This window comes from Zhihengliuella halotolerans, assembly GCF_004217565.1.
In the GTDB taxonomy this organism is placed as follows: Bacteria; Actinomycetota; Actinomycetes; order Actinomycetales; family Micrococcaceae; genus Zhihengliuella; species Zhihengliuella halotolerans.
In genome coordinates, this window is record NZ_SHLA01000001.1 from 1389857 (window position 1) to 1403681 (window position 13825).

The window sequence follows — 13825 nt, forward strand, 5'->3', positions numbered from 1 at the left end:
CTTCTACTTCTCGTTGTTCTCGCCGAGGGCGGCGAGGCGCTCGGCCTCGTCCATCTCGATGCAGGAGGTGATGACCGGATCGAGGTCGCCGTTCAGCACGTGGTCGAGGTTGTACGCCTTGTAGCCCGTCCGGTGATCGGCGATACGGTTCTCGGGGTAGTTGTAGGTCCGGATCCGCTCGGACCGGTCCATCGTGCGGATCTGCGAGGCGCGCACGGCCGAATTCTCGGCGTCGATCTGCTGCTGCTGGTGCGCCAGCAGGCGCGAGCGAAGCACGCGCATCGCGGCCTCGCGGTTCTGGATCTGGGACTTCTCGTTCTGCATCGCGACCACGATGCCGGTCGGCAGGTGCGTGATGCGCACGGCCGAGTCGGTCGTGTTCACCGACTGGCCGCCCGGACCCGAGGAACGGTAGACGTCGATCTTGAGGTCGTTCTGGTGGATGTCGATCTCTTCGGGCTCGTCGACCTCCGGCAGCACGAGCACGCCGGCGGCCGAGGTGTGGATGCGGCCCTGGGACTCCGTGACGGGAACCCGCTGGACGCGGTGCACACCGCCTTCGAACTTCAGGTGCGCGTAGACGCCCTCCGCCGGATCGTTCGACTTGCCCTTGATCGCCATCTGGGCGTCCTTGTAGCCGCCCAGGTCGGACTCGGTGTAGGAGATGAGCTCGGTCTTCCAGCCCTTGGACTCCGCGTAGCGCGTGTACATGCGCAGCAGGTCGCCGGCGAAGAGCGCGGCCTCGTCGCCGCCCTCGCCGCCCTTGACCTCGAGGATGATGTCGCGCGCGTCGTTCTCGTCGCGCGGGATGAGCAGTCGGCGGAGCTTCTCCTCGGCCGCGGGCAGGGCGGCCTCGAGCTCCTGGGCCTCCTCGGCGAACTCGGGATCCTCGTCCGCCATGGTCCGAGCCGCCTCGAGGTCCTCGGTGATCTGCTTCCATCGTTTGTGCGCGTCGACGATGCCGCCCAGCTGCGCGCTGCGGCGCCCCAATTTGCGCGCCCGCGCCTGGTCCGCGTACACGGCCGGGTCGGAGAGCTCGCGCTGCAGCTCCTGGTATTCGTCTAGCAGGCCCTGGACGGACTCAAACATCGTTCACTTCTTTCCGCTTGCCCGAGGCGGGGCGCCGGACGCGCCCACGTGTGTCTCAGTGTATTCAGTCTGTGCGGACCCGGGCGGGTCCGATTAATCGCAGAACGCCCGGGGTCGGTCCCGCCCACAGCATCGCTGTGGACGGGACCGACCCCGGGCGTTTGACGCAGCTAGTCGTCGGACTTGGATCCCAGCGTGGTCTTGGAGACCGTCATCAGGAACTCAGCGTTGGACTGCGTATCGCGGATCTTCGAGGTGAGGACCTCGAGAGCCTGCTGCGTGTCGAGGCCGGAGAGGACGCGACGCAGGCGCCACATGATCCGGACCTCGTCCTTGGAGAGCAGGTTCTCCTCGCGGCGTGTGCCGGACTCGTTGACGTCAACGGCCGGGAAGATACGCTTGTCCGCAAGCTTGCGGGACAGGCGGAGCTCCATGTTGCCGGTGCCCTTGAACTCCTCGAAGATGACCTCGTCCATCTTGGAACCGGTCTCGACGAGCGCGGTGGCCAAGATCGTCAGCGAGCCACCGTTCTCGATGTTGCGAGCGGCACCGAAGAAGCGCTTCGGCGGGTACAGAGCAGCCGAGTCCACACCACCGGAGAGGATGCGTCCCGACGCCGGAGCGGCCAGGTTGTAGGCGCGGCCTAGGCGGGTCATGGAGTCGAGCAACACGACGACGTCCATACCCATTTCCACGAGGCGCTTGGCCCGCTCGATGGCCAGTTCAGCGACCGTGGTGTGGTCGTCGGCCGGGCGGTCGAAGGTCGAGGCGATGACCTCACCCTTGACCGTGCGCTGCATGTCGGTGACTTCCTCGGGACGCTCGTCCACGAGCACCATCATCAGGTGCACTTCCGGGTTGTTCGTCGTGATCGCCTGGGCGATGGACTGCAGGATGAGCGTCTTGCCCGCCTTGGGCGGGGAAACGATCAGGCCGCGCTGGCCCTTGCCGATGGGTGCGACGAGGTCGATGACGCGGGGTCCGACCTTCTTCGGGTCGGTCTCGAGGCGCAAGCGCTCCTGCGGGTAGAGCGGCACGAGCTTGTTGAACTCGACGCGGCTCGCGTTCTCCTCGAGCGTCTTGCCGTTCACGCTCGTGAGCTTGACCAGAGCGTTGAACTTCTGGCGGACGCTGCCGCCGGTGTTCTCGCCCTCGCGGGGTGCGCGGATCGCACCGACGACGGCGTCGCCCTTGCGCAGGTTGTGCTTCTTGACCTGGTTGAGCGACAGGTAGACGTCGTTGGGGCCGGGCAGGTAGCCGGAGGTGCGCAGGAACGCGTAGTTCTCGAGCACGTCCAGGATGCCGGCCACGGGCAGCAGCACGTCGTCCTCGGTCAGCTCGGTCTCGTCGACCTCGGGCTGGTTGCGCCCGCGCCCGCGGCGGCGCTCGTTGCGGTTGCGGCCACGATCGCGGTCGCGGTCCCCCCGCTCGCGGTCGCGGTCGCGGCGGTTGCGATCGCGGTCGCGGCGATTGCGCCCGGCGCCATCGCTGTCGTCGCGGTTCGCGACCTCGCGCTTCTCAGCCGGCTCGTTGTCGCCGGCGTTCTGAGCGTCCTCGTTCTGGTTGTTGCGGCGGTTGCGGCCGCGGCGGTTGCGGCCCGAGCGCTCCTGCCGGTCGCCGTCGTTCTGCTCGGACTGCTCGTCCTGCTTCGGCTCAGCCTGCTTCTGCTCGGCCTGCTCGCCCTCGTTCTCGGCGCCCTCGTTGCGGCGTCCGCCGCGGCGCGAACGGTTGCGGCCGCGGCCCTCGGACTCGTTGTCCGCGGGCGCCTCTTCGGCCGGCTTGTCGGCGGCCGGCTTCTCAGCGGGTGCGCCGTCGTTCTTGGCCTCGACGCTCGCGTCGGTGGCCTTGCGGGAGCCGCGACGGCCGCGGGTGCGGGCCGGAGCCTCGGCCGCTTCCTCGGCGGGTGCGTCCTGCTTCGCCTCAGCGGGCGCCTCGACGGCCTCCTGCTTGGCGGCGCTGGAGCGCGAGGGGCGCTTCTTCTTCGGTGCTTCGGCGGGAGCATCGTCCGCTGCGGCGGTCGGCTGCTCGGTTGCGGCGTCCTTCTTCGGCGCCGCCTTCTCGTTGCCGCGATCCGCGACGGAACCGCCGCGCTGGTGCTTGGAGATCGCCTCCACCAGATCCGACTTGCGCATCCTGGAGCCGCCCGTGATTCCCAGCTGGGAGGCCAGCGCCTGGAGTTGCGCGAGTTTCAGACCGGCCAAGCCGGCGTTCTGTGGGGCAGATGTCTTGGTATCCACGCCTGCTTCGAGGCTCGTGGTTTCTGTCACGAAGGTTCCTTCTCCCTCGTCGGGCGGGCCGAAAGTAGATGGGCCCGCGAAATGTTTTCTCGTCGACGACGCGTCAGATACGTCGGCCAACTTTTGTCGAGAACGCGCCGGTAGCGGCGCTGATGACTCACTGAGTTCCGGCCGCCACAGCTGCACAGGAAAGATCGTGAAGTGCGGGAGGCACGGTGAGAGTCGCACCAGGCCACGGGGATCAAAGAACGATCCAAAATCGGGGCAGGGCCGGCATCATCCGGCAACTAGTGCACTTCCACCATAGCACCAGATGCGTCAAGGCCCGGAATCTCAACGCGCCACGGCCCGAACTCTTCGGCGCCGCCCTCGATGGCGGCCGCGATGTCCTTCGCTTCGTCGACACCGCGCGCGAGCACGAGCACCGAGGGACCGGCACCGGAGACGACCGCGGCGTAGCCCTGGGCGCGCAGGCCGCGGATCAGAGTGGCCGACTCGGCCATCGCGGCGAAACGGTAGTTCTGGTGCAGGAAATCCTCCGTGCCGATGTGCAGCAGCGAGGGTTCACGCGTCAGCGCCGTGACCAGCAGCCCGGCGCGCGCCGCGTTCGCCGCAGCGTCCGCGTGCGGCACCGACTCCGGCAGCAGACCGCGGGCGGCCTTGGTCGACAGCTCCACGTCGGGAATCGCGACGACGGGGACGACGTCGTCGTGCAGCGCCAGCGACACCGTGTGCATCGTGGAGGGGCGGTGCGGTTCGCCGGCATCGATGAGGGTGGCGGCGGCCGTCTCGTAGGAGAGCGTGAGCCCCCCGTAGACGGCGGGGGCCACGTTGTCGGGGTGCCCTTCGAGCAGCGCAGCCGCCTCGAACAGCCCGTCGCGCCCGCCGGCGCGCCCCGCCGCCTCGGCTGGCAGCAGCGCGTCGGCGGCGGCGAGGGCGGAGACGATCGCGGCCGCCGAGGAGCCGAGCCCGCGACCGTGCGGGATGCGGTTGGTCGCCTCGATCTCGAGGCCGGCGGGCTCGACGCCCAGTTCCGCCCAGCGGTCGAGGATCGTGCGCGCGACCAGGTGCGACGCGTCGGTCGGGAGGACCGCGGCGCCCTCCCCCGTGACGCTCACGCGCACCCCGGTCCCCGGCACAGTCCGCACAATCAGGGTGTCCTGCAGCCCCAGTGCCAGGCCCATGCAGTCGAAGCCGGGGCCGAGGTTGGCGCTCGTGGCCGGGACCGTCACCGTGGCCTGCCGGCCTGCCGTGATGCGGGCTGTGGGGACGTCGGTCTGGGCGCTCATACGCGTCGAGGTGTCTTCCATTCGCGTCAGTTCAGGCCGAGTGCGTCCGCGACCGCGACGACGTCGAAGGCGACCTTGGTCGGCTCGACCACGGAGCCGCCGTCGAGCCCCTGCGTGGCCCACTGCGGGTCCTTGAGGCCGTGGCCGGTGACCGTGATGACGATCGTCTTGCCCTCGGGGGCGTCGCCCGCAGCGTGGTGCTTGAGCAGCCCGGCGACGCCGGCCGCCGAACCGGGTTCCACGAAGACACCCTCCTTCGAGGACAGCCAGCGGTGCGCGGCGAGGATCTCCTCGTCCGTGACCGAGTCGATGAGCCCGCCGGACTCGTCGCGCGCGGTCTCCGCCTGCTCCCACGAGGCGGGGTTGCCGATGCGGATCGCCGTGGCGATCGTTTCGGGCTCGGTGATCGGGTGGCCCTTGACGATGGGGGCCGCGCCGTCGGCCTGGAAGCCCCACATCGTCGGAGTCTTGGTGGAGACCGCGGCCAGCTCCTCACCCGTGTTCGTCGTGAAGGGCGCCGCGTACTCCTTGTAGCCCTTCCAGTACGCGGTGATGTTGCCCGCGTTGCCGACCGGCAGCATGTGGTAGTCCGGAGCGTCGCCGAGGAAGTCCACGACCTCGAAGGCGCCCGTCTTCTGCCCCTCGATGCGCGCAGGGTTGACCGAGTTCACGAGGAACACCGGGTAGGCCTCGCTGAGCTTGCGTGCGACGTCCAGGCAGTTGTCGAAGTTGCCGTCGACCTGCAGGATCTCCGCGCCATGCGCGACGGCCTGGCTCAGCTTGCCGATCGAGATCTTGCCGTCCGGCACCAGCACGGCGCACGTGAGGCCCGCCTGTGCGGCATAGGCTGCGGCCGACGCGGACGTGTTGCCCGTCGAGGCGCACACGACGGCCTTGGCCCCGGCCTCGACGGCCGCGGTGATGGCCATGGTCATGCCGCGGTCCTTGAAGGAGCCGGTCGGGTTCATGCCCTCGACCTTGAGGTAGACCTCGTTGCCCGTGTGCGCGGAGAGCGCCGGGGCGTGGACGAGCGGCGTGCCGCCCTCGCCGAGCGTGATCACGCGGGTGGATTCGGTGACCGGGAGGCGGTCTGCGTATTCGCGGATGACGCCGCGCCACTGATGTGCCATTTACTTTCCTTCGACTCGCACAACGGAAGAGACCGTCTCGACGACGGGCAACTGTTCGATCTCGGCCACAGTCGAGGCCAGGGCGGCCTCGCGGCCGGAGTGGGTGATGAACCGCAAGCGGGCGTGGCCGCCGTTCTCGTCGGCCGTGACGGTCTGCCGCATCGTCTCGATGGAGACCCCGTGGCGGGCAAAGATGCCGGCGATCTCCGCCAGCACACCCGTCTCATCAGTGACCTCGAGGCTGATGCTGTAGCGCGTCGTCGACTCCTCGATGCCCAGTGCGCGCGTCGGGCGCGGCTGCGCCTCTCCGCCGCCGCCGGCCCCGGCGGAGAGGCCACGGGCGAGGGAGACGACGTCGCCCATGACGGCCGACGCGGTCGGCGCGCCGCCGGCGCCCTGACCGTAGAACATGAGCTCGCCGGCGTTCTCCGCCTCGACGAAGACCGCGTTGAACGCGCCGCGGACGGCGGCCAGCGGGTGCTCGCGGGAGAGCAAGGTCGGGTGCACGCGGACGTTCACGCCCTCGTTGCCCTCGGCGTCAGTCGTGCGCTCTGCGATCGCGAGCAGCTTGATGACCATGCCGGACTCGGCAGCGCCGGCGACGTCGTCGGCCGAGATCTCGGTGATGCCCTCGCAGTGCACGTTCTCGAGATCGAACGTCGTGTGGAACGCAAGGGAGGCGAGCAGCGCGGCCTTCGCGGCGGCGTCGTGCCCGGCGACGTCGGCGGTCGGGTCCGCCTCCGCGTAGCCGAGGCGCTGGGCCTCGGCGAGGACGTCGTCGAACTGGGAGCCGTGGGTGTCCATCGCGTCCAGGATGAAATTCGTGGTGCCGTTGACGATGCCGAGGACCTTGGTGATGTGGTCGCCGGCGAGCGACTCGCGGATCGGGCGCAGGATCGGGATCGCGCCCGCGACGGCGGCCTCGTAGAGCAGCTCGGCGCCGCCGTCGCGCGCGGCCCCGGTCAGCTCGGGCAGGCGCGCGGCGAGCAGCGCCTTGTTGCCGGTGACGACCGATGCGCCCCGGCGGAGGGCGCGCTGGATCAACGTCCCGGCGGGCTCCAGTCCGCCCATCAGCTCCACGACGACGTCGGCACCGTCGATGAGTGCCTCGGCGTCGGTGGTGAACAGTTCGCGCGGCAGGTTCCCCTCGCGCGGCGCATCGACATTCCGCACGGCGATACCGGTGAGCTCGAGCGGAACGCCGATGCGCGCCGCGAGCTCCTCCGACTCGTCGAGCAGGATGCGCGCTACCTGCGATCCAACGTTTCCACAGCCGAGCAGCGCAACCTTCAAAGTCATCAGTTAAGTCCCTAAGCTCCCATGTCGCGGGCCAGTAAGTCGTCTTCGGTCTCCCGCCGGACCATGAGCCGCGACGCTCCCCCACGCACGGCGACCACGGCCGGACGGGCCAGATAGTTGTAGTTGCTCGACAGCGCCCAGCAGTAGGCGCCCGTAGCGGGAACGGCGAGCAGATCGCCCGCGGCGACATCCTCCGGAAGGTAAACGTCTCGGACGACTATGTCACCGGACTCGCAGTGCTTGCCAACCACGCGGGAAATAATTGCGTCAGAGTCCGTCACACGATTCGCGCGGACGGCCGTGTAGTCGGCTTCGTAGAGCACCGGGCGGGCGTTGTCGCTCATGCCGCCGTCGACGGAGACGTAGCGCCGCGGCAGGGTCGACTCCCCCGACTCGACGGCGACCGTCTTCTGGACGCCGGCCTCGTACAGCGTGAACCCGGCCGGGCCAGAAATCGCCCGGCCCGGCTCGATCGAGATCCGCGGGCACGCGATGCCGAGCTCCGCCACGGTCTCGCGTACGACGGCGGCCATCGCGTCGGCGAGTTCGGCCGGCGGGCGCGGGGTGTCGGTCTCGGTGTAGGCGATGCCGTAGCCGCCACCGAGGTCCATCTCGGGCATCGCGACGCCGTGCTCGGCCTCGACGGCGGCCGCGAACGCGAGCAGCTTCCGCGCAGCGACCGCGAAGCCGGAGGCCTCGAAGATCTGCGAGCCGATGTGCGCGTGCACGCCGAGCAGGTTCACCCGCGGATGGCCCAACGCGAAGGCGACGGCCCGCTCGGCCGGGGAGGCGCCGTCGCCGTCCGCGACCATAGAGAGACCGAACTTCTGGTCCTCGTGGGCGGTGGCGATGAACTCGTGAGTGGAAGCGTGCACGCCCGGGGTCAGGCGCAGCATGACGTTGGCGTCGACCCCGAGGTCCTCGGCGACGCTGCCGACACGCTCGAGCTCATCGAGACTGTCAACGACGATCCGGCCGAGCCCCATGGTCAGCGCCGTCCCAATCTCGGCAACCGACTTGTTGTTGCCATGCAGACTCAGGTTCGCCGCCGGCACCCCCGCACGACGCGCGACGGCCAGCTCGCCCCCGGAGCACGTGTCGAGCCGCAGCCCCTCCTCGGTGACCCAGCGGGCGACGTCGACCGTGAGGAACGCCTTGCCGGCGTAGTAGACGTCGACGCCGCCGGCCAGGTCGGCGAAGGCTGCGTTGAAGGCGTCGCGGAACGCGGCGGCGCGGGACCGGAAGTCATCCTCGTCGACGACGTACAGCGGCGTGCCGTACTCGGCCGCCAGCGCCGACGCGGTGATGCCGTGGACCGTGACCTCGCCGTCGTCGTTCCGGACGACGCCAGCGGGCCACAGCGGCTCGCGCAGCGCGTCCGCGTCGGCGGGGAAGCTCAGCCACTCAGGCGCCAGGTGGGAAGCGGGCATGCGTTACATCCTCTCCGGTGCGCTCACGCCAAGCAGCTCGAGGCCGTTGGCGAGCACCTGCGTGGTGGCGTCGTTGAGCCACAGGCGCGTGCGGTTGGTGTCGGTCACGTCCTCGCCGGCCAGCGGGGCGACGCGGCACGCGCCGTACCAGCGGTGGTAGGCGCCGGCCAGCGTCTCAAGGTAGCGGGCGATGCGGTGCGGTTCGCGGAACTCCGCCGCCCCTGCGATCTGGTTCGGGTACTGCGCGAGCAGGGCGAGCAGGTCGTTCTCGGTCTCGTGCGTGAGCAGCGACGCGTCGAACCCGGAGCGGTCCACGCCCTTCTCGGCGGCGTTGCGGGCCGCCGCGCACGAGCGGGCGTGGGCGTACTGCACGTAGAAGACCGGGTTGTCGTTCGTCTTCTGCTGCAGCAGCTCGGGGTCGATCGCGATCGGCGAATCGGCCGGGAAGCGCGCGAGAGAGTAGCGCAGCGCGTCGGCGCCGAGCCAGTCGATGAGATCGCGCAGCTCGATGATGTTGCCGGCGCGCTTGGACAGCTTGGCGCCGTTGACCGAGATGAGCTGTCCGATGAGGATCTCGATGTTCTTCTTCGGGTCGTCGCCCGCGCACGCCGCGATCGCCTTGAGGCGGTTCACGTAGCCGTGGTGGTCGGCGCCGAGCAGGTAGATCTTCTCTGCGAAACCGCGGTCCTTCTTCGACAGGTAGTATGCGGCGTCGGCGGCGAAGTACGTCGGCTCGCCGTTCGCGCGGATCATCACGCGGTCCTTGTCGTCGCCGAAGTCCGTGGTGCGCAGCCAGACGGCGCCGCCCTCGTCGTCGACGTGGCCCTGCTCGCGCAGGCGCTCGACCGCCGCCCCGACTGCGCCTGAGTCGTGCAGCTCGGCCTCGGAGAAGTAGACGTCAAACTCGACGCCGAAATCGCTCAGCGTCTCCTTGATGTCGGCGAGCTGGGCCTTGTAGGCGAGGTCGCGGATGACGGGCAGCGCCGTCTCCTCGTCGAGCTCGCGGACGTCGGCGCGCTCCGCGGCGACAGCGTCGGCCAGTTCGCGCACGTACTCGCCCGGGTACCCGCCCTCGGGCACGGGCAGCCCGTGCAGGCGGTTGTAGACCGACTGCGCGAAGACGTTCATCTGATTGCCGGCGTCGTTGATGTAGTACTCACGGGTGATGTCGGCGCCGGCGGCACGCAGAATGCGTCCGATCGAATCGCCGAGCGCGGCCCAGCGGGTGTGGCCGATGTGCAGCGGCCCCGTCGGGTTGGCGGAGACGAACTCGAGGTTCACGACGTGGCCAGCTAGTGAATCGTTGGTCCCGTACTCGGCGCCGGACTCGACGATCTTCTGCGCGAGCTGCCCGGCCGAGGCCGCGTCCAGGGTGATGTTCAGGAAGCCGGGGCCGGCGATCTCGACGCCGGCGATCCCGTCGACCTCGAGGAGGCGGCTCTGCAGCGCCTGTGCGAACTCCCGAGGGTTCATCCCGGCCTTCTTCGCCAGCTGCAGGGCGACATTCGTGGCCCAGTCGCCGTGGTCCCGGCTCTTGGGTCGGTCGACCCTGACCGTCTCCGGCAGGTCCACCGTGAATTCACCGGCGGAAACGGCCTCGGCAAGGGCATGGGAAATGGCGTCGGAAAGCTGTTCTGGAGTCACCCATCAAGGATAACGGCCCGAGACCCCGCCCGGCGCATCGGCGCCCGGGTTGTGCCGCGATGGCAGCAACGCGCCGGACCGTCGGTTCCACGCTCGGGCGCGAATGCTGCTAAGCTCTTCAAGGTCCATCAGCGGGTTGCCGTTTCGGTGGACAGGCCCTCGTAGCTCAGGGGATAGAGCGTCCGTCTCCGGAACGGAAGGTCGAAGGTTCGAATCCTTTCGAGGGCACAATGAAACCCCCGGGCCATCGGCCCGGGGGTTTTCCTGTCTCTTACCGGCCGAGAGGGGTAGCCCGCGCGGCGCCTCCGGGTCCATCATGGCAGCATGACTGATCCGAAACGCACGCTGTCCCCGTCCGAGATCTTCGAGGCCGCACTCACCGGGTGGCGCCAGGATGGCGAGACCATCGCGGCACGATTCCAGACCAAAAGCTTCGTGACCGGCCTTGAGCTCGTCAATCGCATCGGCGGCTCCGCCGAGCAGGCGAACCACCACCCCGATATCACCCTCACCTACCCCGAGGTCTCCGTCACCTTGTCCAGCCACGACGTCGGCGGAATCACGAGCCGCGACATCGATCTGGCGCGCATCGTCAGCGAACACGCCGCAGCGCTGGGAGTCACCGCCGCGGATCACGACTAGCTGACCTGCACACGGCGGGACGACGCGAGGGGTGGAACCGCCACCGGTTCCGCCCCTCGCGTTCTCGTCCTCCCGCCGTTGCCGCTACTGCAGCATCGTGCGGTCGTCGAGCTGTGCGCCCTTGATCTTCTCGAACTCGCCGAGCAGACCCTTGACGGTCATCTTCTCCTTCTCCGCCTGCGACAGATCCAGGATGATCTGGCCGTCGTGCATCATGATCAGGCGCGTGCCGAGGGCCAGCGCCTGCTCCATGTTGTGAGTGACCATGAGCGTCGTGAGCCGATGGCGCTCGACGATCTCCCGGGTCAGCCGGGTCACGAGCGCCGCCCGCTGCGGATCGAGGGCGGCCGTGTGCTCGTCGAGCAACAGGATCTTCGGCCCCGTGAGCGTCGCCATGAGCAGGCTGAGCGCCTGCCGCTGACCGCCGGAGAGCAGCCCGACCTTGGTCTTGAGCCGATCCTCGAGCCCGAGCTCCAGGCTCGCGAGCTCCTCGACGAACCGCTCGCGCTTCTTCCCCGTGACGCCGAGCCCGAGCGCGCGGACCTGGCCGCGTCCCAGGGCGAGGGCCAGGTTCTCTTCGATCGACATCGAGGGCGCGGTCCCGGCCATCGGGTCCTGGAAGACGCGGCCGAGGTACTTGGCCCGCCTGTAGTCTGCGAGCCTGGTGACGTCCGCGCCGTCGATGCGCACCTTGCCCGTGTCCGGGTGCAGCTTGCCTGCGACCATGTTCAGCACGGTGGACTTGCCCGCGCCGTTGGAACCGATCACGGTGACGAACTCACCCGAGTCGAGCGTGAGGTTGATGTCGCGCAGGGCCTTGCGCTCGTTCACGGTGCCCGGGAAGAACGTCTTGTTCAGGCTGGTGATCTCAAGCATTCTGCTTCTCCTCTGCATCCGGCTCGACGGCTTTGGTCGTCCCCCGGGACGTGATCTGGATCCGCGCCCCCAGCTTCCGGAACGCCCGCACCTGCGGCAGGATCAGCGCCAGCACCACCAGCACGGCGGAGATCAGCTTCATGTCGTTGACCTCCAGGCCGGCACCGAGCGCGAACTGGATCACGAGTCGGTAGAGCACAGCGCCGAAGACGACGGCGAGGGCCGCCAGCCAGATGAACCGCTGAGAGAAGATGGCCTGGCCGACGATGACCGAGGCGAGCCCAATCAGGATGATGCCGATGCCCATGCCGATGTCGGCGTAGCCCTGGAACTGCGCGATCAGCGCCCCGGAGAACGCGACCAGACCGTTGGAGAGCGCGAGGCCCAGGATCTTCTGGTTGTCGGTGCTCACCCCGAAGGAGCGGATCATCTCCGGGTTGTCACCCGTCGCCCGCATCGCCATGCCGACGTCCGTGTGCAGGAACCAGACGATGATCGCCACGGCGATGAGGCAGCCGAGCAACAGCAGCCCGACCGAGATCCACGATCCGAGCCACCCGTTCGCGCGTAACGGTGAGAGAAGGGTGTCCTCGCCGAGCAGCGGGACGTTCGCCTTGCCCATGATGCGCAGGTTGATGGAATAGAGGGCGATCATCGTCAGGATGCCGGCCAGCAGGCCGTCGATGTTGCCCTTGGTGTGCAGCAGGCCGGTGATCACGCCCGCTGCGGCGCCGGCGAAGAAGGCGCACACGGTTGCGACCAGCGGGTTGGTCCCGTTGACGATCAGGATGGAGGCCGTCGCGGCGCCCGTGGTGAACGAGCCGTCGACGGTCAGGTCGGGGAAGTCGAGGATGCGGAAGGTCAGGTAGACCCCGAGGGCCATGATCGCGTAGATCAGGCCCAGCTCAACAGCTGTGATCATGGGTGGATCCTTGTGTTGTCTTTCGTGCTGCGGTGTGGCGCAGCTGGTGAACGTGCTGTGCGGACGACGACGGCGCTACGCGCCGCGCGTCGACTTACTCGTCGCCTTCCGCTTCCTCAGGCTCCTCGATCTTCTCGTAGACCTCTGCGGCGGCGTCGAGCAGGTCCTGAGGGATCTCGATCCCGAGCTTGTCGGCCGACTCGGTGTTGATGTAGAGCTCGACCTCGGTCAGGGTCTCGACCGGCATCGTGGCCGGCTCCGCGTCGCCGCTGAGGATACGGGCGGCCATGGCCGCGGTCTGCTCGCCGAGCTTCTCGTAGTTGATGCCGTAGGTTGCGACCGCACCCTTTTCGACGGATGCACCGTCAGCCGAAATGACCGGTGCCGATTTGTCTTCTGCCACCTGAAGCAGGCCGGCCAGTGCCGAAACCACCTGGTTGTCGGTGGGCACGTAGAACGCGTCGACGTCCAGACCGGCGGCGGCCTGCTGGACCTCCGAGGAGGCCGAGATCGCGGTCTCCTCGATGGTCAGCCCGAGTTCCTCGCCGGCCTCCTTGGCCCATTCGACCTGGACCTGGGAGTTGATCTCGCCGGACGAGTAGACGATGCCGACGGACTCGGCGTCCGGGGAGAGCTGCTTGAGCAGCTCAAGCTGCTCCTTGACGGGGTTCTTGTCGCTCGTGCCCGTGACGTTGCCTCCGGGGGCCTCCAAGGACTCGACGAGCTTCGCCTCGACCGGGTCGGTGATCGCGGAGAAGAGGACGGGCGTGTCGGTCACGGCCTGGGCGACCGCCTGCGCCGACGGCGTGGCGATGGCCAGCACCAGGTCGAGGTCCGCGTCCGCGGCGAACTGTCCGGCGATCGCCGTGTTGGTCGCCATGTCGGCCTGCGGGTTCTGCTCGTCGTAGACGACGTCGTCATAGCCGGCTTCCTCCATGCCGGCCTTGAACCCCTCCGCGACCGCATCGAGAGAATCGTGGGAGACGAACTGGCTGATGCCGATCTTGATCTCGTCGTCCGCGCCGTCCGCGCCGCCGCAGGCGGTCAGGGCGAGAGCGGACGCCGCCAGAGCGGCGGTGAGCTTCATGGTTGGTGCGAGTTTCATGGCGATCCTTTCGAGTCGGGGCCTAGCGGGCCCCTCAACCGGTGTCGAGGTCGTCGTCGACCTCGTGGGAATCACGCCCTAGGCGGTTGTGGTCTCCCTCATGGGTACCTACGCATCTTACCTGTGAACAACATCACTTTTTATCCCCAGCCCCAGAGAGAA

Annotated in this window: 11 protein-coding genes and 1 tRNA gene; 2 read left to right on the plus strand and 10 right to left on the minus strand. The window is 68.6% G+C overall.

Annotated elements, in window-relative coordinates; genetic code table 11:
• Positions 1 to 3: 3 nt before the first annotated feature.
• From prfA to argS, 7 genes are all read right to left on the minus strand, one after another.
• A complete protein-coding gene (gene prfA / locus EV380_RS06225; RefSeq protein WP_102159837.1) occupies positions 4 to 1089 on the minus strand; it encodes a peptide chain release factor 1 in 1086 nt (361 codons plus the stop codon).
• A gap of 170 nt (positions 1090 to 1259) precedes the next feature.
• Positions 1260 to 3356 carry a transcription termination factor Rho gene (gene rho, locus EV380_RS06230; protein ID WP_130450078.1) on the minus strand — a complete coding sequence of 699 codons (2097 nt, stop codon included), beginning with the start codon at positions 3354 to 3356 and terminating at the stop codon, positions 1260 to 1262.
• A gap of 257 nt (positions 3357 to 3613) precedes the next feature.
• Positions 3614 to 4636: a homoserine kinase gene (thrB, locus tag EV380_RS06235; RefSeq protein ID WP_242607524.1), complete on the minus strand. Its 1023-nt coding sequence runs from the start codon at positions 4634 to 4636 to the stop codon at positions 3614 to 3616.
• A gap of 5 nt (positions 4637 to 4641) precedes the next feature.
• The gene (thrC, locus tag EV380_RS06240) at positions 4642 to 5745 is read right to left on the minus strand and encodes a threonine synthase (RefSeq protein ID WP_130450080.1); all 1104 of its coding nucleotides are present in this window, start codon (positions 5743 to 5745) and stop codon (positions 4642 to 4644) included.
• Positions 5746 to 7044 (minus strand): homoserine dehydrogenase, encoded by a 1299-nt coding sequence (locus tag EV380_RS06245; RefSeq protein ID WP_130450082.1) that lies wholly within the window; start codon positions 7042 to 7044, stop codon positions 5746 to 5748. It lies immediately after the preceding gene.
• Between the two features lie 11 nt (positions 7045 to 7055).
• Positions 7056 to 8474, minus strand: coding sequence for a diaminopimelate decarboxylase (lysA, locus tag EV380_RS06250; protein ID WP_130450084.1), 1419 nt, complete (start codon positions 8472 to 8474; stop codon positions 7056 to 7058).
• Positions 8475 to 8477: 3 nt separating this feature from the next.
• The gene (gene argS / locus EV380_RS06255) at positions 8478 to 10118 is read right to left on the minus strand and encodes an arginine--tRNA ligase (RefSeq protein WP_130450086.1); all 1641 of its coding nucleotides are present in this window, start codon (positions 10116 to 10118) and stop codon (positions 8478 to 8480) included.
• A gap of 155 nt (positions 10119 to 10273) precedes the next feature.
• Here argS and EV380_RS06260 point away from each other — a divergent pair.
• Together EV380_RS06260 and EV380_RS06265 are read left to right on the plus strand one after the other, a co-directional pair.
• Positions 10274 to 10346: transfer RNA gene (locus EV380_RS06260), tRNA-Arg, on the plus strand.
• 96 nt (positions 10347 to 10442) lie between these two features.
• Positions 10443 to 10760, plus strand: a complete 318-nt coding sequence (locus tag EV380_RS06265; RefSeq protein WP_130450088.1) for a 4a-hydroxytetrahydrobiopterin dehydratase — start codon at positions 10443 to 10445, stop codon at positions 10758 to 10760.
• Positions 10761 to 10844: 84 nt separating this feature from the next.
• Here the strand turns inward: EV380_RS06265 and EV380_RS06270 are convergent, their stop codons facing one another.
• The 3 genes from EV380_RS06270 to EV380_RS06280 all read right to left on the minus strand — a co-directional run bounded on the left by EV380_RS06270 (position 10845) and on the right by EV380_RS06280 (position 13663).
• Positions 10845 to 11636, minus strand: coding sequence for an ABC transporter ATP-binding protein (locus EV380_RS06270; RefSeq protein WP_130450090.1), 792 nt, complete (start codon positions 11634 to 11636; stop codon positions 10845 to 10847).
• Positions 11629 to 12558: an ABC transporter permease gene (locus EV380_RS06275; RefSeq protein WP_130450092.1), complete on the minus strand. Its 930-nt coding sequence runs from the start codon at positions 12556 to 12558 to the stop codon at positions 11629 to 11631. The genes EV380_RS06270 and EV380_RS06275 overlap by 8 nt, the downstream gene beginning before the upstream one ends.
• A gap of 94 nt (positions 12559 to 12652) precedes the next feature.
• Entirely contained in the window at positions 12653 to 13663 is a 1011-nt protein-coding gene (locus tag EV380_RS06280) for an ABC transporter substrate-binding protein (protein ID WP_130450094.1), read from the minus strand.
• Positions 13664 to 13825: the final 162 nt, after the last annotated feature.

Bases quoted from the DNA above. Each gene is read 5' to 3' on its own strand.
- thrB (WP_242607524.1), bottom strand. From the start codon at position 4,636: ATGGAAGACACCTCGACGCGTATGAGCGCCCAGACCGACGTCCCCACA.
- lysA (WP_130450084.1), bottom strand. From the start codon at position 8,474: ATGCCCGCTTCCCACCTGGCGCCTGAGTGGCTGAGCTTCCCCGCCGAC.
- EV380_RS06270 (WP_130450090.1), bottom strand. From the start codon at position 11,636: ATGCTTGAGATCACCAGCCTGAACAAGACGTTCTTCCCGGGCACCGTG.
- EV380_RS06245 (WP_130450082.1), bottom strand. From the start codon at position 7,044: ATGACTTTGAAGGTTGCGCTGCTCGGCTGTGGAAACGTTGGATCGCAG.
- EV380_RS06280 (WP_130450094.1), bottom strand. From the start codon at position 13,663: ATGAAACTCGCACCAACCATGAAGCTCACCGCCGCTCTGGCGGCGTCC.
- thrC (WP_130450080.1), bottom strand. From the start codon at position 5,745: ATGGCACATCAGTGGCGCGGCGTCATCCGCGAATACGCAGACCGCCTC.
- EV380_RS06265 (WP_130450088.1), top strand. From the start codon at position 10,443: ATGACTGATCCGAAACGCACGCTGTCCCCGTCCGAGATCTTCGAGGCC.
- prfA (WP_102159837.1), bottom strand. From the start codon at position 1,089: ATGTTTGAGTCCGTCCAGGGCCTGCTAGACGAATACCAGGAGCTGCAG.
- EV380_RS06275 (WP_130450092.1), bottom strand. From the start codon at position 12,558: ATGATCACAGCTGTTGAGCTGGGCCTGATCTACGCGATCATGGCCCTC.